This window comes from Microbispora sp. H10670 (assembly GCF_014161385.1).
GTDB lineage: Bacteria > Actinomycetota > Actinomycetes > Streptosporangiales > Streptosporangiaceae > Microbispora > Microbispora triticiradicis.
The window spans coordinates 105,363-125,669 of sequence record NZ_JABBWW010000011.1; the positions used below are offsets into that span (position 1 = coordinate 105,363).

Here is a 20,307-nt window from a genome sequence, read left to right on the forward strand (position 1 = left end):
ACAGCATAACAAAATGGGTGGTTATTGCGCACCAAATTGCCGGATGCGGCGATTACTGGTCCATGGAATGCGACGGCGAAGTGGTCCATTACGGACACCGCGCGGCAGCGATCCTGACATGGAACGCGAAGGGTGCACATCAGGCACCCAGAAGCACGCACGCAACACAAAAGGGGCATAATGTCGACGATTTTCCGTCCCGTCCGTTTCCGTCCCACGTCGCGGAGCCTCGTGCCCGTCGGCGCGACGCTGGTCGCGGCGGTGGCCGGCGCCCTGCTCACCGCCTCGCCGGCCCAGGCCGCCGACGGAGCCGGCATGTCGGCCTCGTGGAACTACTACCAGTCGGACGCGTTCCAGGTCGCCGCGACGCTGCCGGGAGTCAAGCTGACGGGGTTCGGCAGCGACCAGAACGGCTCCCGCAACCTCTTCGGAACGATCGAGCACACCGCCAACGACGGTCGGTGCTCCCGGGTGGTGATCCGGGCGAACGGTTCCGATCTCGTCGACGAGACGACCTGCGGGAACGGCACCTACAAGACATTCAGCACCGGATCCGGCATCTTCGACAATGGTCTTCTGGTGCTGGTCTACCGGACCATTCCCGGCACCACGAACGCCGACAAGTCCCTCTTCGTCGCCGTCCCGAGTTCGGCGAACGACGCCGGGCTGCGCACCACGGGCACCGGAGCGAGCTGGTCCTACTACACCGCGACGGACTACACGTACTCGCTCGTGCGTTCCGGTGTGCGGCTCACCGGTTACGGCTCCGACGGGAGCAGCCGGTCGACGATCAACACCGTGGAGAAGACCGCGACCGGTTCCGGCTGCGCCTCGGCCAGCGTGAAGGCAGGGGACGTGAGCACGAGCGGGTCGACCTGCACCAGCAGCACCGCGGGGTATTTCGCTCGCTGGGATCTCGACGGCGGCCTCAACGTGAAGGCCTGCTACAAGCCGACGAGCGCGGCCGAGGCGTGCCTGTCGACCTACGTGCCGAAGCCCGCGTGATTCCCGGCCCGGTCGCGGTCGCGGTCGGGGCCGGGGGTTGGGATCACAGCCAGCCCGCGTCCTCGGCGATGCGGACGGCGTCGATCTTGTTGCGGGCGCCGGTCTTGGTGATCGCGCCGGTGAGGTAGTTGCGTACGGTGCCCGCCGACAGGTGCAACCGGGCGGCGATCTCCTCGGCGGAGGCCCCTCGGGCGGCTTCGCGGAGGACCGTGGCCTCGCGTGGGGTGAGAGGGCTCTCTCCGTACTCCATCGCCGAGGCCACCAGCTCCGCGTCCAGCACCCGCAGCCCGGCCGCCGTACGCCTGATCGCGTCGGCCAGGCGGTCGCCGGGGGCGTCCTTGACCAGAAACGCCTCGATGCCCGCCGACAACGCCCGCCGTACCTGACCCGGCCGGCCCATCGCGGTCAGCACCAGGATGCGGCAGGAGGGGAGCACCTCCCGCAGCCGGGCGGCGGCGGTGATGCCGTCCAGCACGGGCAGGTCGATGTCGACGATGGCCACGTCCGGCCGCACCCGCAGCGCGGCGGGGACGATCTCGTCCCCGCGCGTCACCTCGGCCGCCACCTTCAGGTCGGACTCCAGGCGCAGCAGGGCGGTGAGCGCGGCCCGGATCATGTGCATGTCCTCGGCCAGGAGGACGCGGATCACGCGGGCACCTCCATCGTCAACCGGAAGCCGCCCTCGGGCGTGTGCCCGGCCTCGACCGTGCCCCCTGTCTGCGCGGCCCGCTCCACCAGCCCGGTCAGTCCGCCACCGAAAGGCCTGGCGGTTCGCGCGTCATCAGGTGGGAGGCCGTTGTTGACGATCTCCAGGTGAGCGCGTCCCGCGCGGTTCGAGGTGGTGATCGAACAGGTGGTGGCGCGGCTGTGCCGCAGGATGTTCGTGACACCCTCGCGTACGGCCCAGGCGAGCGCCTCGTCCTGCTCGCGGGACGGGGTCATCTCGGCGAGGTTGACCTGGCAGCCGATTCCGGACGACTCAAGCAGCGCCGTGGCCCGGTGCACCTCGTCGGAGAGCGTCATCCGCCGGTAGCCGCGAGCCACCTGACGCACCTCCAGCGCGGTCTCCCTCGCCACCTGGACCAGCGCGCCGATCTCGGTCTTGGCGGCGGGGAGATCGCGGTCCATGAGCCGGGCGGCCAGGTCGCCCTTCAACACGATCGCGGTGAGGCTGTGGCCCAGCCCGTCGTGCAGGTCGCGGGAGATCCGCAACCGCTCCTTAAGCACCGCCGCCTCCGCCAGGTCGGCCCGCGCCTGCTCCAGTTCGGCGGTGACCCGGACCAGCCGTACGACGACGTAGATCATGGCGCCGGTGATGACGATGGTGAGGGCGTAGAAGTACGAGCCGGTCACGTTGTGGAAGATGCCCTGGAGCCACCAGAACTCCGCCGCCGCCATCGTCGTCACCAGGACGCCGCCCCAGCGCAGCGGGAGCAGCAGGAGCACCGGCCCGGCCAGGAGCGGCGCGGTCCCGGCCGACCAGCCGGTGAACCCGAGGACCTCCGGCAGGTAGGCGGCGACCGCCTGCACCGCCAGTGTGGCGGGAAGCCATCGGGATCGGGCGCCCGTGAACGCCTGCCGTACGTGAAGGAAGTGCGGCCAGTAGAAAGCGGCCAGCAGCACGAGCAGCCGGGCGTTGACCGACGCGGAGGCCGTCGCGAGGGAGGCCACCAGGGGGATGATCGTGTAACCGACGGAGACCAGGACGATCAGCGCGGTTCCGAGCCGTCGCGCGGAGGTGGAGTTCATGACCGGCCCATTATGACTTTCGGGTCTCCCAGCGGAACCACCTCCTGATCGAGAGCAGCGCGACCCCCGCCCACACCGCCAGGACCAGAGCCGGTACGGCCGCCGCCGCCAGGTCGGAGCCGAACGTGCCCGGCCCGTAGGAGGCGCGGACCGCGTCCACCACCGCGCTGGTGGGCAGGGCGGCGAAGAACGGGTGCAGCCAGGAGGGCAACAGGTCCACGATCGAGCCCATCGCCCCGGACGCGAGGCCGGCCAGGAAGAAGAACGGCAGCGTCATGGGCGCCGCGAGCTCCCCGCGCGGGATCGCCGCCGTCCACGCCACCCCCAGCGTCGCCATCACCGCCGAACCGGCGACCGCGAACACCGCGAAGAGCACCGGATTCCTCGGCAGCGGCACATCGGCCAGGAGGTGTACGGCCACAGCCGACACGATCATGAGGATGACCGTCTGCGTGACGGTGTTCGCGACCTCGCCGAGGAGGATCTGCCGGTCGGTGAGCCGGGTGGCGCGCAGCCGTTTGAGCAGGAGCTGGTCGCGGCGCATGGTCAGGGCGACGGTGATGTTCAGGAAGGCGGTCCCCGACAGGATGAGCGCGAGCGTCCCCACGAACATCTGCGCCGCGGCCGTGACGCCGCCGGCCGTGACGTTGCGCATCAGCGTCGGCATCCCGATCGCCAGGCCCAGCGGGGTGATCACGGAGGCGGGCAGCGTGCCCTTGTCGCGCCAGAACAGCCGGGCGCTCAGCTTGTAGGTGGCCGTGAGGCTCATCGGCGTGGATCCCATCGGAAGAGGAAGCGGACGGCGACCAGGGCGAGGAGGGCCCAGACGGTCAGGTTCAGGACGGGCCCGGTCAGCGTCGCGAGCTCGCCGCCCCTGTAGGCGAGCCCGGCGATCTCGACCATCGCCCCGGTCGGCAGCAGGTCGAGTGCCCACCGGACCCAGCCGGGGAGGAGGCCGGTGACGAACGGCCCGTACGCTCCCGCCCCTAGCGCACTGGCCAGCAGGAACGGGATCGTGGCGGGGGCGTTCAGGTCGGGACGGCGGGTCACGATCGAGAAGACGACGCCGATCAGCGCCAGCACCCCGGCCACCACGACGACGCACGCCGCGAACAGCAGCGGCAGCTCGGGTGGCGGCAGGTAGGTGAAGGTGTAGAGGATCACCGAGACGAGGGCCGACAGGAGAGCGGCCTGCGTCACCATGTTGACCAGCTCGCCGCCGACGATGGCCCGCCCGCGCAGGCCCGAGGCGCGTAGCCGCTTGAGAACCAGCAGCTCCCGCCTGGCCGACAGCGTCACGGCCGTCTGGGTGGTCGCGACGATGGTCAGGAGCGTGGCGAGCAGGCCGAGATGCATGCCGAGCACCACCTCCACGTCGCGGCTCCTGAGCGAGGCGGCGATCAGCAACGGCAGGCCCGCGCCCAGGCAGACGCCGAGCACCGCGACGCCGCCGACGGCCCGTCCGTCGCGCCAGAACAGCCGGCCGCCCAGCCGCGCCACGGCCAGCACGTCACGCACGGGCGTCACGGGTGGTCGTGCTGTTCTGGGCTGTTTCGCCGTTGTGGGCCAGTTCCAGAAACAGGTCTTCCAGCGAGGCCGTACGGACCTCCAGGCCGCGCAGGCGCAACCCGCGTTCGCTCGCCCAGCCCAGCAGCGTCTGGGCGGCCAGGTCGGGATCGGCGGCCTGGACCATGGCGAGCCTGCCCCGCACGGTCGCGGGCAGCGGCAGCTCCCCGGGCTGGACCACGGACGGCAGCTCGAACGAGACCCGCCCCACCCGCGCGGCCAGCGTCTCGGCCATGTCGCCGCCGACGACGATCTGACCCCTGTCCATGATGGCCAGGTTCGCCGCCAGATGCTGGGCCTCCTCCAGGTAGTGAGTGGTCAGCAGCACGGTCGTCCCCCGGGCGGCGAGGTCGCGGACGACCTCCCAGATGTTGCGGCGGGCCTCGGGGTCCATGCCGGTCGTCGGCTCGTCGAGGAACAGCACGTCGGGCCGGCCCAGCAGGGCCAGCGCCAGGTCCAGACGGCGTTTCTCACCACCGGACAGCTGCCGCACCTTCGTCTTCGCCTTCGCCGTCAGGCCCGCCAGCTCCAGCGCCTCGCTCGCGGGGCGCGCGGCGGGGGTGAAGTCACGCCAGATCTCGACCGTCTGCCCGGCCGTCAGGTCGGGGAAGAACCCGGCCTCCTGCAGCATGATGCCGACGTTGCCGCGCACCTGGGCGCGGTCCCTGATCGGGTCGAGGCCCAGCACCCTGACCGAACCGGCGTCCGGCTTCTGGAAGCCGGTGAGCAACTCGATCGTCGTGGTCTTGCCCGCGCCGTTGCGGCCGAGCAGGGCGAAGACCGCGCCCGCCTCGACCTCGAACGAGATGTCGTCGACCGCCTGGAAGCCGCCGTAGCTCTTGCTGAGGTGGTTCACCTGAATCGCTGCCACCCCTCGATCCTTGGCCAGGGCCGACGGCGGAAACAGTGAGCAATTCACAACTTCGCGCCCTTGCCGAGTGTGCCGTCCGGAAGGCCGCCGTCGTCATTCCCGGTTGTCCGAGCCCCGCCATTCCCCGATGATCCGTACAGCGGGTGAGGCGCGCCGAAGGGCAACGATGAAGGCAATCCTGGTTTTCCTGTGCGTCGCCGCGGTGAGCGCGTTCGCCGCGGTCCTCCTGTTGTTGCGAAGCTCGGAGGACAGCGGCCGGGAGCCCGTGGCCTCAGACTCCGGCGTCACGGCGGCGGCCTCACCCGTGACCCGGAAGAGCGTGCTCCTCGATGCTGAGGGCGCCGTCATCGAGGAGTTCTCCGGCGACTGCGCGGGCAGCGCGTACCCCTACCTCTGCCGGTACGTCGGCGAGCGGCTTCTCGCCGAGGACCCGCGGCTGCTCACTCACGACGGCCTGACGATCCGTACGACGATCGACCAGCGGCTCCAGCGGGCGGCCCAGCAGGCCGTCGACACGTACGTCGATCGCGATGACCCACAGCTCGCCACGCAGGTGATGATCGTGCCGGGCGAAGGCGCCATCAGGGCCATGGCCGCCAGCCATGACGCCGGCGACGGGCCTGCCTTCCAGCAGGGCACAACCTCGATGCCCTACACCCTGGCCGCGGCGCTCGCCGCCGGCATGCGGTACGGCGACGGCTTCGCCGTCTCCGACAAGTACCAGGCCCAGGGCTACGCGACACTCAAGAACTGCGCGGACCAGGGTGCCGCCGAACCGACTGTCGTCATCCACAATCGGGAGAAGGGCGGGAAGCGGTTCGTCACCCTGCGGTCGGGCACTCGAGGTGCGGTCAACACCTTCTACATGCGCGTGCAGGAGAAGGTGGGCCTGTGTGAGACCGTCAGGATGGCCGAGGGGCTCGGGCTCAGGAGCGCCGACGGAAAACCGCTCCAGGCGACAGAGACGTTCACGCTGGGTCTCACCGAGGCCGATCCCGTCTCGGTGGCCGACTCCTACGCCACCCTCGCCGCCCGTGGCCGCTTCTGCGAGCCTATGGTGATCACGGAGATCCGTGACGGCTCGGGCACCACGCGCTCCTTCCCGCCGCAGTGCCGGCAGGTCCTGGACCCGGCGGTCGCCGACGCGGTCACCGGGGTGCTGTCGGATGTCCTGGCGAAGAGCAGGCTCAAGGGCATCGGCCGCGAGGCGGCGGGCATGCCCGGCGAGGGCGACGAGCACCGCTCCGCCTGGTACGCCGGTTACACCCCTGATCTGGCCGCGGCCGTCAGCCTCGGCGACCCTCGCGGTGCTTACCGGTACCCCCTGGTCGACGTCACCATGGCCGGCCACCACTATCGACAGGTGGGCGGTACGTCGGTTCCCGGCCTGATCTGGAAGCAGGCGATGACCGAGGTGACGCGGGGGACGCGGGAGACCCGCTTCACCCGTCCGGACATCGGGCGCTTCGGCGGCTGCCAGGACGCCTGCCCGAACTGACCGCCACCCGGGGCATGCTGCGGAACAGCGACAAAGCGGGAGAACTTTGTGTCGCCCAGGCACTCGCGGTCACGGGCGAGTCGGCACATGATCGCCGCCTACGACGTCGTGCGAAACCGGAAACACAACTCCAGAGACGAAGAGTGACGGCACGGATACGATCCGAACGTGACCGGCTACATCCGCACCATTCGTCAGGCTATACGCGAGAACCCGGAACCGACCTGGATGGATCTGCCGCTGGCAGGAGAACGCCTTTCGGAGATCGTTCTATTCGGTCATGGGAAGGACGCCGATGTGATGGTCGAACTGCTCGATGGCCGGCGGTTCGTCCTGGGGCTCGGCGGCATGCTGCGCGTGCGCGGGTGCCCTGCCATGCGATCGGAGGTGATCCGGTGGGATGACCGTTCTCTCATCATCAGGTATCGCGGAGATAGCCTGAAGATCGCCACCTTCCGGATCGAAATCCCGAGTTGGAACCACGACCTGGAGACGTTCCAGGCCATGGTCCGCGAGTGGCTGGCCACAGGCGGTACTGAGGACCTCACCTGGTGCGTGTCGATGGAGATCGGGGTTACAGCATGAGCAGGGGCGCGAGGAAGCCGGTCAGTCCTTGATGTTGAGCCGGCAAGGGGAGCTGCCCGGGAGTCGAGCGGCAGGTCCTGCGGTGGCTGGAGACCGCCTCGCTGCCGTGGACCGACCTGGGAGGGGCGAGCATCCTGCGGTGCGGTCTGGACGCGATCTCTGTGACGTTCAGCGGTAAGAAAGCGGCGGCGAACACCGTCCTGCGTAAGCGGTCCTCAATCCCTCCTGGAGCTCGCCGTCGAAGAGAAGGTCTGGCCCTCCAACCCGCTGCGCGAGATCAAGTGGACTCCGCCCAAGTCGACGGAAGCCGTCGACCCTCGGACGGTAGTCAACCCTCGTCAGGCGGGGGCGCTGCTCGCCGCGGTGACCTACGTTGGCCGCTCGCGGGGGCCGCGCATGACGGCCCTGTACGCCTGCATGTACTACGCCGCGCTGCGCCCTGAGGAAGCCGCGGGCCTTTTGACGGGTTGCGAGAGCACATCAAACAGTACGGCGTTGCCGACGATGGCCGGCTGTTCCGCACTGCCAAGGGCGGGCCCTACACTGCCTCGGCCAACTCCCACATCTGGCAGAAGGCGAAAGCGATCGCATCCTGGCCGGAACAGGCGGCGTCTCCTCTGGCCGCTCGCCCTACGACCTGCGGCACGTGGCCGTCTCGTTCTGCCTAGGTGGGCGCCTGTTAGGCCTGATCAAAGAGTGCCCCCGGCAGGATTCGAACCTGCGGCACCCGCTTTAGGAGAGCGGTGCTCTATCCCCTGAGCTACGGAGGCAAGTGTGCGGTAGTAAGCCTAGCGAAAGGTTGGGGCGCTCGCGCCTCCACCCGGGGGTGTGGTGGAGAAGTCGGGGGTCATCGGTCAGGCGACATGCGGTAAAGGCATGGCAACTCGCCGTCGCTCGCACCAGGGAGGCCCCTTACCGTCGCTGGCTGTGACCGTAACGCGACGCGGATCCCTGCGGCGGCGATCGATGACGCTCGTCGCGGCGATGATCGCGCCGGGGATCCTGGCTTCAGGCTTGCTCGTGGCCGATCTCGCGGGCTATGGGGAGCGTACGCGGAGCGGCCTGGCGGATGAGGCCCGGCGTGTGCTCGCCGAGCCTGTCGGCGGCGTAGGGAGTGCCGGGCCGGGGATGTCGGCCGAGGCGCCGTCGGGAGCGCGGCCGTTCGCGGACGTCGGCCGGGCCGCGCAGACGGCAAAAGCGGTGCTGGGCCCCACGCCGGTGCTGGATCCGACGCCGGTGCCGGAGCCGTACGGGCCGGCGCGTCGCTATGAGGGGCTGGTGCGGCTTCCCGCTGTTCCCGCGCCGGTTGTGGGGCGGGCCTGGAAGGCCGTCCCCCGGAGTGCCCCGGAGAAGGAGAAGAGGCGGCCCATCAAGGAACCCCGGGAGGAGCGCCCGGCTTGCGCTCCGGAGTGGGAGGGCACGTGGCTCTGGGACACCTGCCGGGAGGGCGGCGGGCAGTAGGCGCATGAGCCGGAAAGGCGCAAACGCGACGTGATCGGTCGATAGCGCTTGGGCGAACCAGGGCACCGGCCCACCGGACGCTGTAGTAACGTGCGTCCCTGACCCAGGTCACGAGTTCGCAAACGGGGGAGTCGGGCGTGTCATCTCCTCGGTCGGCCGGGCTGATCGCGGTCGTCACGGTGATGACCTCGCTCACCGGTGCCTCCACGGCCGCGGCGGCATCGGCGCCCATGACGGCCGGTGCGAGCGGCCGTACGGACGCTGCTGTCCGGACGGGCGGCAAGGAGCCCACGTCTCTGACAGAGCTGCGGCGTGAGGCCCAGAAGGCCTACAAGTCGATCGAGGACGCGAACCGGGCGCTGGTGGCGCGGCAGAAGAAGTTCGCGGGTGTGGAGAAGGAGCTCGCGGGCAAGCTCACCCGTCTCCAGGAGGCCACAGCCGAGCTCAACAGGCTGCGCAAGCCGTTGTCCGACCTGGCGGCGTCGCTCTACCAGGACCCCTCGGTCGGGGGCCTCAGCCCGTTCATCGCCGGTGGGGACGGCACGGCCATCCTGCGCAGGATGAGCGACATGCAACATCTGGTCGCCGGGCACAACACCGTCCTCAGCGAGGCGTCGAAGCTGCTCGAAGGTCAGCAGCGGCTCGCGCAGGAGGCGCAGGAGCTGCGGGCGGCCAGCCTTCTCCAGGAGGCGCAGCTCAGCGCGCAGGTCACCCTCATGCGTAAGCGCTCCACGACTCTGGTCCGGTCGCTGACCCGGGCACTGGTCAAACTGGGCGTGAAGATCGGGCAGGGGACGGAGGGCGCGGGCGGTTGCGATCCCACCCGGATCGCCCAGGCGGAGCAGTATCCGAACGGCCTTCTCCCCAAGAACATCCTGTGCCCGCTTCCGCAGCGCGGGGAGACCCTGCGGGCGGACGCGGCGATCGCCTTCGCCGACCTGAACATCGCCTACAAGAAGCGCTTCGGCACGCCGATGTGCATCTCCGACAGCTACCGCAGCCTCGGCGAGCAGCAGGCCGTCTACTACCGGCGGCCCGGGTTCGCGGCCACGCCGGGCAAGAGCAACCACGGGCTCGGGCTCGCCGTCGACCTCTGCGGCGGCGTGCAGAGCTTCCGGTCGGCCCAGTTCAACTGGCTTGAGGCCAACGGCAAGAAGTACGGCTGGTTCCACCCGGACTGGGCCTATCACAGCCCCTTCGAGCCGTGGCACTGGGAGTACGACCCCAAGCTCGGCTCGCTGCTGCCTTAGCGACGCGGTGAACCTAGCGGGGGTGGATGGTCACCGAGAGTCTGCCCTGCGCCTGGGCCTGGGCGAGCCCGGCGGCCTGGGCGGGAGTGGTGGCCAGCACCAGCAGTCCGCCGCCGTCCGCGGAATCCGGCGGCCGGGCGATCACCCGCACTTCCTGGGCGACCGTCCGGGCCTCGAAGGGGCCGTCCTCGTAGGCCGCCAGGACGTCGATCACATCTCCTGGCGACAGCAGGCGGGCGGCGCCCGGGTCCGCGATCCGGACCGGCGTCGCGACCGACTCCGGTGATCCGGAGAAGCGGAACAGGCCCGGGCCGAGGAGGCGCGCGTCGGTGAGCGGCTCGCCCCGGCGCAGCGGGCCCGCGACCACCCTGCCGGTCACCGGGGAGCCGGCCGCGTACGCCCCGGCGGGCACGGCGTCGGGCGGCAGCCGCACGACCATCACGTCGGAGGCGGCGAGCCTGCCTCCGGCGAGGTCGCGGGCGGCGGCGAGGACCTCCACGCCCCGCGGCGCCCGTACGGCCGAGAGCGCGCACGCCGCCGCGAGCCCGGCGAGGACCGCGGCGACCGCGCGGCGCCGGCGCACGGGAAGCCGTTTCAGGGCGCGCATGACGACCTGACCATCAGGGGAGATCGATCGGGAGCTTGATGCCGTCGAGGGCGTTGCCGCAGGGGCAGGTTCGGTCCTCCGGCAGGGCCTCGACCACCTGGGAGACCAGCGTGCGCATCCGCTCCACATTGGCCGCGAAGAAGGCCAGCACCTCGTCGTGGGTGACCCCCTCGCCCGCCTCGACACCGGCGTCGTGGTCGGTGACGAGGGAGAGCGTCGTGTAGCAGAGAGCCAGCTCACGGGCGAGGACGGCCTCGGGGTGCCCGGTCATGCCGATGATCGACCAGCCCGCGCCCGCGTACCACTGCGACTCGGCGCGGGTGGAGAAGCGGGGGCCCTGGATCACGACCAGCGTGCCGCCGTCGACCGTGTCCCAGCCTGCCTCGCGTGCCGTGGCTGTCGCGGCGGCCCGGCCGGAGGGGCAGTAGGGGTCGGCGAACGACACGTGGACGGCGCCCGCGTCGAAGAAGGTCTGCTCGCGTCCCTGGGTGCGGTCCACGATCTGGTCGGGGATCACGAGGGCGCCCGGGCCGATCTCGGGGCGCAGGGACCCGACCGCGCTGGGCGCGAGGATCTGCCGGACACCGAGGGACCGCAGGGCCCACATGTTCGCCCGGAAGGGGATGCGGTGCGGAGGGTACGTGTGGCCGCGGCCGTGCCGCGGGATGAACGCGACGGATCTGCCGCCGATGCGGCCCACGGAGATCGAGTCACTGGGCGGGCCGTACGGCGTCGTCACGTCGACCTCGTGGGCGTCCTCCAGCAGGGAGTAGAGCCCGGATCCGCCGATGACCCCGATGTCTGCGCGATTGACCATGGGGCCGACCCTAGCGAACGGCGCCGTGCCTCCGGCGCGGTCCGGCGGCCCCTGTGGACAACATCAGACCCCTGTGGACGACCTCAGTGACCTCAGGCGGCGGCGGTCGATCCCGACGAGGAGGTGCTCGTCGACGTGCTGGTCGAGGCGGTCTCCTTCTTCCCGGAATCGCCGGAGCCGTTGGAGCTCCCCGAGCCGGCGGAGTCGGCCGACTTCGACGGCGTCGTCGTGGTCGACGTGGTCGTCGACGAGCTCGACGAACGGCTGTCGGTCCGGTAGAAGCCGGAGCCCTTGAACACGATGCCGACGGCGGAGAACACCTTGCGCAGCTTGCCCTGGCAGGCCGGGCACTCCGTGAGCGGGTCGTCAGAGAACTTCTGAACGGCCTCCAGCTGCTCCCCGCAAGCGGTACAGGCGTACTGGTAGGTGGGCACTCGCTCCTCCTGGGACTGGCACTCGACCGGGTCGACTGCTAATGGTAGTCAGTCAAGAAGCGCAAACGCCACTCCAGCCCGGTTTATTGCCCCCCGGTGTCCCGTTCGCCCGCAACCCCTACAGCAGGTCAGCCGCCGCGTTCGCCGTACCAGCCGGCCAGCTTGCCCTTGCGGCTGACCGCGCGCAGGCGGCGCTCGACCGTCTCCCGCTGCGCGGCCGTGGTGACGACGAGAAGCTGGTCGCCCACCAGAAGCTGGGTCGTCGGCCCGGGCACGAACGACCGCCCGTTCCGTACGACGAGGGTGACCATGGTGTCGGTCGGCAGCCGCAGCTCGAAGATCTCCACGCCGTGCATGAGCGACCCGCGCGGGATGCGGACCTGCAGCAGGTCGGCCTTCAGCTCCTCCAGCGGCGCGGCCTCCACGTCGAGGTCGCGCGCCTCGCCCTCGGCGGCCAGGCCGAGCACCCGCGCGAGGTACGGCAGCGTCGGCCCCTGCAGCAGCGTGAACACGATCACGATGACGAAGACGTCGTTGAACAGGCCCTTCGCCCCCGGCACCCCCGCGCTCCAGGGGATCGTGGCGAGCACGATCGGGACCGCGCCGCGCAGCCCGGCCCACGACAGGAAGATCTGTTCCCGCCACGGCATCGACCCGAGACGCAGCAGCCGTACGACCACGCTGGACACCAGGACCGACGCCGGCCGGGCGACCAGGACGAGCAGCACCCCCGACACCAGGGCGGGCACGATCACGACGGGCAGTTCCGCGGGGTCGGCCAGGATGCCGAGCATCACGAACAGCCCGATCTGGGCGAGCCACGCAGCGCCCTCCGCGAAGCCGCGGGTCGCGGCGCGGTGGGGGAGGCGGGTGTTGCCGAGGATCAGCGTCGCCACGTACACCGCGAGGAAGCCGCTGCCGTGCAGGAGCGCCGCCCCGCTGTAGGCGACGAACGCCAGCGCCAGCACCGCGATGGGATAGAGGCCGGAGGCGGGCAGGGCCACCCGGCGCAGCGCGTACGCCCCGGCCGGGCCGACCGCGAGGCCGACGGTCGCGCCGATGGCGAGTTCGGCGGTGGTCTCCAGCAGGGTGACCGGCAGCGAGGGCGTCAGCGTCGTGCCCACGCTCAGCGTCATCACGAGGATGACGGCGGGCGCGTCGTTGAAGCCTGACTCGGCCTCCAGGATCCCGGCGAGCCGGGGTGGCAGCGGCAGCCGCCGCAGCACCGAGAACACGGCCGCCGCGTCGGTGGAGGCCAGCACGGCGCCGAGCAGGAACGCCGACCGCCAGTCCAGGCCGAGCAGGGGCGCGACGGTCGCGGCGAGCACGGCGACGCTGACCGCGATGCCCACCGTGGCGAGCACGAGCGCGCTCGGCACGGCGTCGCGTACGTGACTCCAGTTGGTGGTCAGGCCGCCTTCGGCCAGGATCACCGCGAGTGCGATCAGGCCGAGTTCCTGGGCGAGGTGCGCGTTGCCGAAGTGGATGCCGCCGAGGCCGCGCTCACCGAGCAGCAGGCCGAGGCAGAGGTAGATGAGCAGGGTGGGCAGGCCGGTGCGGTGCGCGATCCGTACGGACGCGATGGCCGCGATGACGACGGCGGCGGACAGCAGCAGCCAGACGTTCAGACCCACCGCTCCCTTCGCCGCGCGTGCGCCAATCTTGTCACATCTGCACCAACCGGACGATTCCGCTTGGAAGGGCAGCGAACCGTACATGCTGATCGTGTGGCTCCGCGGGCACGCCCTCCATCAGCTCGCCCTCGTGCAGCAGCGCCACCGTCGGGACGTTCGGTCCGACGCGGGTCAGCGCCCGGTCGTAGAAGCCGCCGCCCCGGCCGAGCCGTACGCCCGTCACCCGGTCGACGGCGAGGGCAGGGACGAGGACCAGCGCGGCCGTCCTGATCGCGTCCACCCCGCGCCGGACGTCGACCGGCTCCATCACCCCGTACGGCCCCGGGGCGAGCGAGTCCGGGCCGTCGTACACCGCCCAGTCGAGCTCGCCGTCGGGCCGCTGCACCGGCAGGATCACTGTCGCGCCGTGCTTCCACATGGCCAGGATCAGCCCGTGCGTGGACGGCTCGGCCCCGATCGACCAGTAGCAGGCGACGAGCCCGGCCATCTGCACCCACGGCTGGTCGAGGAGCGTCTCACGGACCGCGGCCGAGGACGCGCGCAGCGTGCGTTCGTCGAGCTCCGACCGGTCGCGGAGGATACGGCGACGCAGGTTCAGCTTGTCCACAGCCCGCTCCGTTAGTGTTCAACCATGGCTGACTTCGATCCCGTGACCAAAGCCGTTGTGCCCGCCGCGGGTCTGGGCACCCGCTTCCTTCCCGCGACGAAGGCGACCCCCAAGGAGATGCTGCCCATCGTCGACAAACCGGCCATCCAGTATGTGGTGGAGGAGGCCGTCTCCGCCGGGCTGCTCGATGTCCTGATGGTGACCGGCCGCAACAAGCGTTCGATCGAGGATCACTTCGACGTAGCGTACGAGCTTGAGGACGCGCTGCGCGCCAAGGGCGACGAGGAGCGGCTCAACCAGGTGAAGGAGCCGGTGGACCTCGCCACCATGCACTACGTGCGGCAGGGCGAGCCGAAGGGCCTCGGCCACGCCGTCCTGTGCGCCAAGCAGCACGTCGGCGACGAGCCGTTCGCCTGCCTGCTCGGCGACGACCTCATCGACCCCCGTGACCCGCTGCTCAGGCGCATGATCGAGGTGCGCGCGACGTACGGCGGCAGCGTCGTCGCGCTGATGGAGGTGCCGCGCGAGCACGTCTCCCTGTACGGCGCCGCCGCCATCGAGCCGACCGACGAGGACGACGTCGTCCGCGTCACCGACCTCGTGGAGAAGCCCCCGGCCGACGAGGCCCCCTCCAACTGGGCGATCATCGGCCGGTACGTGATCGACCCGGCCGTGTTCGAGGTGCTGGAGCGGACCCCGCCGGGGCGTGGCGGCGAGATCCAGCTCACCGACGCGCTGCGCACGCTGGCCGCGACGGCCCCCGGCGAGGGCGGGCCGGTGCACGGCGTGCTGTTCCGGGGCCGCCGCTACGACACCGGCAACAAGCTGGAATATCTCCAGACCGTGGTGCAGTTCGCCGCGAACCGGGGCGATCTCGCGCCCGAGTTCCTGCCCTGGCTCCGGCAGTTCCTCGACACGATCGAGTCCTGAGCGACATGAAGCCCGTCGACCGCCATCTCGCCGACATCCTCGCGGTGGTGCGCCCGCTCGCCCCGCTGGAGGTCGAGATCGACGCCGCCCTCGGCGCCGTGCTGGCCGAGGACGTCGCCTCGCCCGTGCCGCTGCCGCCGTTCGACAACTCGGCGATGGACGGCTACGCCGTACGGGCCGAGGACGTCGCCGGCGCGCCCGTCACGCTGCCCGTGATCGGGGACGTGGCGGCGGGCGACGGCGGGCTGAACGCCGTCGGGCCCGGCCTGGTCGCCCGCGTCATGACCGGGGCGCCGATGCCGGCCGGGGCCGACGCCGTCGTCCCGGTCGAGTGGACGGACGGCGGCACCGCCCGCGTACGGATCGACAGGCCGGCCCCGCCGGGCAACGCGATCCGGCGGGCGGGAGAGGACGTCCTCGCGGGGGAGACGGTGCTCCGCGAGGGCGCCCGGATCGGCGCCGCCCAGGTCGGGATCCTCGCCGGAGCCGGCCGGCGGCGGGTGCGGGTGCGGCCCCGGCCGAGGGTCGTCGTGCTGTCCACGGGTGCCGAGCTCGCCGAGCCCGGCACCCCGCTGGGCGCGGGCCAGATCTGGGAGTCCAACAGCTTCATGCTGACGGCCGCCGTACGGGAGGCCGGAGCGGAGGCGTTCCGGGCCGGTTCGGTCTCCGACGACCCCAAGGAGTTCCTGGACGTCCTGGACGCCCAGCTCCTGCGGGCCGACGCAGTGATCACCAGCGGCGGCGTCTCGATGGGGGCGTACGAGCCGGTCAAGGAGGCCCTGTCCCCGCTGGGCACGGTCGCCTTCGAGAAGGTCGCGATGCAGCCGGGGATGCCGCAGGGCTTCGGCGTCGTCGGGCCCGACCGCGTGCCGATCTTCACGCTGCCCGGCAACCCGGTGTCGTCGTTCGTGTCGTTCGTGCTCTTCGTGAGGCCGGCCCTGCGGGCCATGCAGGGGCTCCCGGTGGGGCCGCCGGAGGCCGTGCGGGCCACCGTGACGGCGCCGCTGCGGTCGCCCGCCGGGAAGCGGTCCTATCTGCGGGCCGTGCTGACCGGGCGGACCGTCGCGCCGGTCACCGGCCAGGGCTCGCATCAACTGGCCGCGCTGGCCGCGGCGAACGCGCTGATCGTGGTTCCGGAGGACGTGACCTCGCTGCCCGAGGGCGCCGAGGTGGAGGTGATCCCGCTGTGAAGCTGACCCACGTCGACGAGACCGGCGCCGCCCGGATGGTCGACGTCTCGGAGAAGGACGTGACCGCCCGTACGGCCGTCGCGACCGGCCGCGTCCTGCTGTCGCCGGAGGCGGTGGCGGTGCTGCGGGCGGGCGACGTGCCCAAGGGCGACGCGCTGGGGGTGGCGCGCATCGCCGGGATCATGGGGGCCAAGCGCACCCCCGACCTGGTGCCGCTCTGCCACCCGATCGCCCTGACCGGCGTCAAGGTCGACCTGTCCGTCGTGGACGAGGGCGTGGAGATCACCGCCCGGGTCCGTACGGCCGACCGCACGGGCGTCGAGATGGAGGCCCTCACGGCCGTCACCGTTGCGGCGCTCGCCCTGGTCGACATGATCAAGGCGGTGGACCCGGCGGCGGTGATCAGCGACGTCCGGGTGGAGGAGAAGATCGGCGGCAAGACCGGCCACTGGGACCGCGACACCGGTGACACCCGCGATGCCCGCGACGCCCGTGACAGTCTCGACCGGAAGTGAGGGCGGCGTGCGCGCGCTGGTGGTGACCGTCTCCAACCGGGCGTCCGCGGGCGTGTACGAGGACCGATCCGGGCCGCTGCTGGCCTCCCTCCTCGAGGAGGCGGGCTGCGACCGGGTGGACGGCCCGCGGGTGGTCCCGGACGGCGAGCCCGTCGAGGCGGCGCTGCGCGAGGGAGTCGGCGAGGGGTACGACGTGATCGTGACCACCGGCGGCACCGGCGTCACACCCCTGGACCTCACGCCCGAGATGACCCGCCGCGTCCTGGACCGGGAGATCCCCGGCATAGCCGAGGCCGTACGGCAGGTGAACCGCGAGAAGGTGCCGACGTCGATCCTGTCCCGCGGCCTCGCCGGGCAGGCGGGCCGGACGCTGGTGGTCAACCTCCCGGGGTCGTCCGGCGGCGTACGGGACGGCATGGCCGTGCTGGCCCCGATCCTGGCCCATGTGGTGGACCAGATCCGCGGCGGCGACCATGCCCGCTGACCGCTCGATATCGGGCGCCCCCACGTGGCGCGTTGACCGTTCTCCGGTGGATGATTGACGGATGGATCGACTTCGCGGCTGGCCGGTGTCCCTGACCGAGGGGCCCGTGGGGCTGCGGCCGCTGCGCCTGCGTGACGTCCGTGACTGGCGCGACACCCGGCTGCGCAACGCCGAGTGGCTCCGTCCGTGGGAGCCGAGCAACCCGGAGACCCCGCTGTTCCGCACCGGTCTCGGGCCGTACGTCTCGATGGTCGGCACGCTGCGCCGCGAGGCCCGCCAGGGGATGGCCATGCCCTGGGTCGTCACGTACGAAGGGCGGTTCGCCGGGCAGCTCACCGTGGGGGCGATCGTGTGGGGATCGGCCCGGTCCGCCCAGGTGGGCTACTGGGTGGACGGCCGGCTGGCCGGGCGGGGCATCATCCCGACCGCGCTCGCCATGGCCGTGGACCACTGCTTCTTCACCACCGGTTTACACCGTCTGGAGGCCAACATCCGGCCGGAGAACCAGGCCAGCCGCCGGGTCGTGGAGAAGCTCGGCTTCCGCGAGGAGGGCATCCGCCGGCGTCAGCTGCACATCGACGGCGCCTGGCGCGACCACATCTGCTACGCGCTGACCGTGGAGGACGTGCCTCGCGGGCTGCTCGTGCAGTGGCGCCGCACGATGAACTCGGCCGCCCGCCGCAGCGAGCCCAGCCCCGGTTAGGCGCCGGCGGCTGTGCCTCGCCGCCGTCACAACCGAGACACAAGTGGATCACCAGTGGACCCCGTGATGCTTCTTGGCCGTAAGCGAAACCGCATCACGGGGAGACATCCGTATGAGGAAAAAGGCGTTATCCGCCGCGGCGGCCGCCCTGACCGCTCTGGCCGCCTCGGCGGCCGTGGCCGCGGCGGCTCCCGCACCCGCGTCCGCCGCGGCGGTGAAGATCGAGGTCGTGCCCGCCTACAGCGAGACCGTGCTGGAGCCGTGGGACCCGGTCACCTGCCCGACGAACATGGTGCTCACCGGCCGCTCTCACTATGGCGACGAGGAAGCCCTCACCACTTACACCTGCAGCTTCGTCCTCATCAACGGTGAGCAGGCCCGGGTGTACCTCAGCGAATGGAGCGCTCGCCAGAAGGAGAGCAGGGCCGACTTCAGCGCGCCCGACCACCGGGCGGTCGCCGCCAGGTGGCACGAAGGCGACGAGAACGGCTACACGCGATACCGCACCGCCACGATGTACTGGCGAGGGCAGCAGGTGCTGCTGGCCAACGGCGAAGTCAGCGATCCGTACAGGGAGAGCAGCCACGACTGGCAGGCTCCGGCCAACACGGTCATGACCGGCCGTAAGCACACCGGGGACGAGAACGGCACCAGCTACTACCGGTTCGCCACTGTAACCGTCGCGGGCTGACTAGAGAGGCACCGAATACCATGAGAACGCTTGGCAAGGCGTTATCCGTCGTCGCCGTGGCCGCCGCTCTGTCGGCCACCACCATGGCATCTCCCGCTTCGGCGGCCGTGACGATCAAAGTGGAGAGCGTTTACACCCGGACCGTGTGGGAGGGGGCCGGCACCCAGTTCACCTGCCCGACGAACCAGGTGATCACCGGCCGCTCCCACTTCGGCGACGAGGGAGATCAGACCACCTACTACTGCAGCCGGATCCTGATCAACGACGAGGTGGTCGAGGTACACGCCGGAGACTGGACCGCTGCGCAGAGGGAGAGCAGGTCCGACTACAGCGCCCCGGACCACCAGGTGGTCGTCGGCAGGTGGCACAAGGGCGACGAGAACGGCGAGACCCGGTACCGCAGCGCCGCGCTGTACTGGCAGGGGCGGCAGGTATGGCTGGCCAACGGGGACGTGACCGGTCAGTACACGGAGAGCAACCACAAGTGGCAGGCGAAGGCCGGCACGGTCATGACCGGTCGCACGCATTACGGGGACGAGAACGGCAAGACCACGTACCGGTTCGCCACCGTGTACTTCGAGGGCTGATCTCCTCCGGCGCATAGGCCCGCGTACCGTCAGTGCCCTGGTGCGGCTGAGGCACTGATCGTCCGGGCCGGGACGGCCGGCCGGGAACGCCGCGAAACCACCGCGACCCGGTCGGCGGGCCAGGAATCCGCGTGGTCCGTCGGGACCACGCGGCTTCCGCGGGATCGAATTACATGAACAGCTTTGACGATCTCGCGACACACCGGACCGAATGCTCGTCATTCATCGACACGCGGTCCTACGGTGCGTGACGTGAACACCTCTCAGACGACACGAGCGCAGGGACGTGTTCACCATGCCCCCGGACCCGCCCGAACGGCGTTCCGGAGGCTGATCCGGAGGTGGGCGCGTGGGTAGCGCCGTGCTCTACCTCGCCATCGTCGTCATGTGGCTCAGCGTCCTGCTGCCCATGTGGCTGCGCCGCGACCGGTACAACGACGACGACCTGTTCGAGGACCAGGCGGCGGAGGCGACGACGCTGTCCGAGCGGCCCGCCGCCGGCCCCGAATCCGAACTCGAAGCCGGCCCCGAAGACGACTCCGCTTCGGGCGCCGCGATCGAGGACGGTTCCGCTCCGGGCGCCGAGGAGACCGACGCCGACACGGTCGTCACCCCGCCTGCAAGGGTCACCTCGACCGCCTCGGCATCCGCGGCTCCCGCCGGCTCCGCGGACCAGGCCACCGCGGACCAGGTGGCGGCCGAAAGGCACGCGCGGGCCCGCAGGATGGCCGCTCACCGCCGCGCCCGGATCCTCGCGCGGCGCCGCAGGCGCCTTTTGTGGAGCGTTCTGCTCGTCCTGGCCTCCGTGGTCACCGCAGCCGTCCACGTGATGCCCTGGTGGGCGGTCGCGCCCTCCGGCGTGCTCCTCGTCGGCTACCTCGCCGTGCTGCGCGTGGCCGTCCGCGCGGACCGGGAGCAGCGGGAGAAGGCCGCGCGTGCACGGGCGGCGTACCTGCGTCGGCAGCGGGAGCGCCGCCGCGCCCTGGCCGCCCTGACCCGCGAGGCGGAGATCATCAAATTCGAGGCGCGCAAGCGTTCGCAGGTCTTCGACCAGTACGCCGACGGGCGGCGCGCGGCCGGAGACTGATCCGGTGGCGCGAACACCCCGCGGAGTTTGCTAATC

The 20,307-nt window shown here is 71.0% G+C and carries 23 protein-coding genes, 1 tRNA gene and 1 pseudogene; 14 read left to right on the forward strand and 11 right to left on the reverse strand.

The window, feature by feature from the left end; all coding sequences use genetic code 11:
• Positions 1-180 precede the first annotated feature (180 nt).
• Entirely contained in the window at positions 181-1,005 is an 825-nt protein-coding gene (locus HHX33_RS17625; RefSeq protein WP_182875557.1) for a hypothetical protein, read from the forward strand.
• A 43-nt stretch (positions 1,006-1,048) separates the two neighbouring features.
• Here HHX33_RS17625 and HHX33_RS17630 read toward each other — a convergent pair whose 3' ends face one another.
• From HHX33_RS17630 to HHX33_RS17650, 5 genes are read right to left on the reverse strand one after another with little or no spacing between them, the layout of a single operon-like run.
• A complete protein-coding gene (locus HHX33_RS17630; protein ID WP_182875558.1) occupies positions 1,049-1,654 on the reverse strand; it encodes a response regulator transcription factor in 606 nt (201 codons plus the stop codon).
• Positions 1,651-2,754, reverse strand: a complete 1,104-nt coding sequence (locus tag HHX33_RS17635) for a sensor histidine kinase (protein WP_182875559.1) — start codon at positions 2,752-2,754, stop codon at positions 1,651-1,653. Before HHX33_RS17635 ends, HHX33_RS17630 begins: the two co-directional genes overlap by 4 nt.
• 10 nt (positions 2,755-2,764) lie before the next feature.
• Positions 2,765-3,523, reverse strand: a complete 759-nt coding sequence (locus HHX33_RS17640) for an ABC transporter permease (protein WP_182875560.1) — start codon at positions 3,521-3,523, stop codon at positions 2,765-2,767.
• On the reverse strand, positions 3,520-4,281 hold the full coding sequence (locus HHX33_RS17645; RefSeq protein WP_182875561.1) for an ABC transporter permease: 762 nt from the start codon (positions 4,279-4,281) through the stop codon (positions 3,520-3,522). Before HHX33_RS17645 ends, HHX33_RS17640 begins: the two co-directional genes overlap by 4 nt.
• Complete coding sequence (locus HHX33_RS17650; protein WP_182875562.1) at positions 4,265-5,191, reverse strand: ABC transporter ATP-binding protein; 927 nt, start codon at positions 5,189-5,191, stop codon at positions 4,265-4,267. The genes HHX33_RS17645 and HHX33_RS17650 overlap by 17 nt, the downstream gene beginning before the upstream one ends.
• A gap of 166 nt (positions 5,192-5,357) precedes the next feature.
• Between HHX33_RS17650 and HHX33_RS17655 the strand changes: the two genes are divergently transcribed.
• Together HHX33_RS17655 and HHX33_RS17660 are read left to right on the forward strand one after the other, a co-directional pair.
• Positions 5,358-6,689 carry a penicillin-binding protein gene (locus tag HHX33_RS17655; RefSeq protein WP_182875563.1) on the forward strand — a complete coding sequence of 444 codons (1,332 nt, stop codon included), beginning with the start codon at positions 5,358-5,360 and terminating at the stop codon, positions 6,687-6,689.
• 168 nt (positions 6,690-6,857) lie between these two features.
• Positions 6,858-7,274: a hypothetical protein gene (locus tag HHX33_RS17660; protein WP_182875564.1), complete on the forward strand. Its 417-nt coding sequence runs from the start codon at positions 6,858-6,860 to the stop codon at positions 7,272-7,274.
• A gap of 697 nt (positions 7,275-7,971) precedes the next feature.
• On the opposite strand, the gene HHX33_RS17665 is transcribed toward HHX33_RS17660, so the two are convergent.
• Positions 7,972-8,044: transfer RNA gene (locus tag HHX33_RS17665), tRNA-Arg, on the reverse strand.
• Between the two features lie 157 nt (positions 8,045-8,201).
• Between HHX33_RS17665 and HHX33_RS17670 the strand changes: the two genes are divergently transcribed.
• Positions 8,202-8,735: a hypothetical protein gene (locus HHX33_RS17670; RefSeq protein WP_182875565.1), complete on the forward strand. Its 534-nt coding sequence runs from the start codon at positions 8,202-8,204 to the stop codon at positions 8,733-8,735.
• Positions 8,736-8,872: 137 nt separating this feature from the next.
• Positions 8,873-9,985 carry a D-alanyl-D-alanine carboxypeptidase family protein gene (locus HHX33_RS17675; RefSeq protein WP_310741420.1) on the forward strand — a complete coding sequence of 371 codons (1,113 nt, stop codon included), beginning with the start codon at positions 8,873-8,875 and terminating at the stop codon, positions 9,983-9,985.
• A 13-nt stretch (positions 9,986-9,998) separates the two neighbouring features.
• On the opposite strand, the gene cpaB is transcribed toward HHX33_RS17675, so the two are convergent.
• Both cpaB and HHX33_RS17685 read right to left on the reverse strand, forming a co-directional pair.
• A complete protein-coding gene (gene cpaB / locus HHX33_RS17680) occupies positions 9,999-10,592 on the reverse strand; it encodes a Flp pilus assembly protein CpaB (RefSeq protein ID WP_182875566.1) in 594 nt (197 codons plus the stop codon).
• Positions 10,593-10,605: 13 nt separating this feature from the next.
• Positions 10,606-11,409: an S-methyl-5'-thioadenosine phosphorylase gene (locus HHX33_RS17685; protein WP_182875567.1), complete on the reverse strand. Its 804-nt coding sequence runs from the start codon at positions 11,407-11,409 to the stop codon at positions 10,606-10,608.
• A gap of 123 nt (positions 11,410-11,532) precedes the next feature.
• Here HHX33_RS17685 and HHX33_RS37250 point away from each other — a divergent pair, with 123 nt between their 5' ends.
• The gene (locus tag HHX33_RS37250) at positions 11,533-11,688 is read left to right on the forward strand and encodes a hypothetical protein (protein ID WP_310741433.1); all 156 of its coding nucleotides are present in this window, start codon (positions 11,533-11,535) and stop codon (positions 11,686-11,688) included.
• Between the two features lie 14 nt (positions 11,689-11,702).
• Here HHX33_RS37250 and HHX33_RS37255 read toward each other — a convergent pair.
• The 3 genes and pseudogenes from HHX33_RS37255 to HHX33_RS17700 form a co-directional block, all read right to left on the reverse strand.
• A pseudogene (locus HHX33_RS37255) lies at positions 11,703-11,843 on the reverse strand (FmdB family zinc ribbon protein); the annotation flags it as partial.
• A 128-nt stretch (positions 11,844-11,971) separates the two neighbouring features.
• Positions 11,972-13,477 (reverse strand): potassium/proton antiporter, encoded by a 1,506-nt coding sequence (locus tag HHX33_RS17695; RefSeq protein ID WP_310741421.1) that lies wholly within the window; start codon positions 13,475-13,477, stop codon positions 11,972-11,974.
• A gap of 31 nt (positions 13,478-13,508) precedes the next feature.
• The gene (locus tag HHX33_RS17700; RefSeq protein WP_182875569.1) at positions 13,509-14,084 is read right to left on the reverse strand and encodes a 5-formyltetrahydrofolate cyclo-ligase; all 576 of its coding nucleotides are present in this window, start codon (positions 14,082-14,084) and stop codon (positions 13,509-13,511) included.
• Between the two features lie 24 nt (positions 14,085-14,108).
• Between HHX33_RS17700 and galU the strand changes: the two genes are divergently transcribed.
• The 8 genes from galU to HHX33_RS17740 all read left to right on the forward strand — a co-directional run bounded on the left by galU (position 14,109) and on the right by HHX33_RS17740 (position 20,271).
• Positions 14,109-15,014, forward strand: coding sequence for a UTP--glucose-1-phosphate uridylyltransferase GalU (galU, locus tag HHX33_RS17705; RefSeq protein ID WP_111701425.1), 906 nt, complete (start codon positions 14,109-14,111; stop codon positions 15,012-15,014).
• A 5-nt stretch (positions 15,015-15,019) separates the two neighbouring features.
• The gene (glp, locus tag HHX33_RS17710; protein ID WP_182875570.1) at positions 15,020-16,204 is read left to right on the forward strand and encodes a gephyrin-like molybdotransferase Glp; all 1,185 of its coding nucleotides are present in this window, start codon (positions 15,020-15,022) and stop codon (positions 16,202-16,204) included.
• Positions 16,201-16,719, forward strand: a complete 519-nt coding sequence (gene moaC / locus HHX33_RS17715; protein ID WP_182875571.1) for a cyclic pyranopterin monophosphate synthase MoaC — start codon at positions 16,201-16,203, stop codon at positions 16,717-16,719. Before glp ends, moaC begins: the two co-directional genes overlap by 4 nt.
• A complete protein-coding gene (locus HHX33_RS17720; protein ID WP_182875572.1) occupies positions 16,682-17,203 on the forward strand; it encodes a MogA/MoaB family molybdenum cofactor biosynthesis protein in 522 nt (173 codons plus the stop codon). The genes moaC and HHX33_RS17720 overlap by 38 nt, the downstream gene beginning before the upstream one ends.
• Before the next feature lie 61 nt (positions 17,204-17,264).
• Positions 17,265-17,906 (forward strand): GNAT family N-acetyltransferase, encoded by a 642-nt coding sequence (locus HHX33_RS17725; protein ID WP_111701422.1) that lies wholly within the window; start codon positions 17,265-17,267, stop codon positions 17,904-17,906.
• A 112-nt stretch (positions 17,907-18,018) separates the two neighbouring features.
• Complete coding sequence (locus HHX33_RS17730; protein ID WP_182875573.1) at positions 18,019-18,597, forward strand: hypothetical protein; 579 nt, start codon at positions 18,019-18,021, stop codon at positions 18,595-18,597.
• 20 nt (positions 18,598-18,617) lie between these two features.
• The gene (locus HHX33_RS17735) at positions 18,618-19,184 is read left to right on the forward strand and encodes a hypothetical protein (protein ID WP_182875574.1); all 567 of its coding nucleotides are present in this window, start codon (positions 18,618-18,620) and stop codon (positions 19,182-19,184) included.
• Positions 19,185-19,533: 349 nt separating this feature from the next.
• Positions 19,534-20,271, forward strand: coding sequence for a hypothetical protein (locus tag HHX33_RS17740; RefSeq protein ID WP_182875575.1), 738 nt, complete (start codon positions 19,534-19,536; stop codon positions 20,269-20,271).
• Positions 20,272-20,307 lie beyond the last annotated feature (36 nt).

Coding starts and splice junctions, on each gene's coding strand:
- galU (WP_111701425.1), top strand. CDS start 14,109: ATGGCTGACTTCGATCCCGTGACCAAAGCCGTTGTGCCCGCCGCGGGT.
- HHX33_RS17625 (WP_182875557.1), top strand. CDS start 181: ATGTCGACGATTTTCCGTCCCGTCCGTTTCCGTCCCACGTCGCGGAGC.
- HHX33_RS17635 (WP_182875559.1), bottom strand. CDS start 2,754: ATGAACTCCACCTCCGCGCGACGGCTCGGAACCGCGCTGATCGTCCTG.
- HHX33_RS17655 (WP_182875563.1), top strand. CDS start 5,358: ATGAAGGCAATCCTGGTTTTCCTGTGCGTCGCCGCGGTGAGCGCGTTC.
- HHX33_RS17640 (WP_182875560.1), bottom strand. CDS start 3,523: ATGAGCCTCACGGCCACCTACAAGCTGAGCGCCCGGCTGTTCTGGCGC.
- cpaB (WP_182875566.1), bottom strand. CDS start 10,592: ATGCGCGCCCTGAAACGGCTTCCCGTGCGCCGGCGCCGCGCGGTCGCC.
- HHX33_RS17720 (WP_182875572.1), top strand. CDS start 16,682: ATGCCCGCGACGCCCGTGACAGTCTCGACCGGAAGTGAGGGCGGCGTG.
- glp (WP_182875570.1), top strand. CDS start 15,020: ATGAAGCCCGTCGACCGCCATCTCGCCGACATCCTCGCGGTGGTGCGC.
- HHX33_RS17735 (WP_182875574.1), top strand. CDS start 18,618: ATGAGAACGCTTGGCAAGGCGTTATCCGTCGTCGCCGTGGCCGCCGCT.
- HHX33_RS17685 (WP_182875567.1), bottom strand. CDS start 11,409: ATGGTCAATCGCGCAGACATCGGGGTCATCGGCGGATCCGGGCTCTAC.
- HHX33_RS17730 (WP_182875573.1), top strand. CDS start 18,019: ATGAGGAAAAAGGCGTTATCCGCCGCGGCGGCCGCCCTGACCGCTCTG.
- HHX33_RS17725 (WP_111701422.1), top strand. CDS start 17,265: ATGGATCGACTTCGCGGCTGGCCGGTGTCCCTGACCGAGGGGCCCGTG.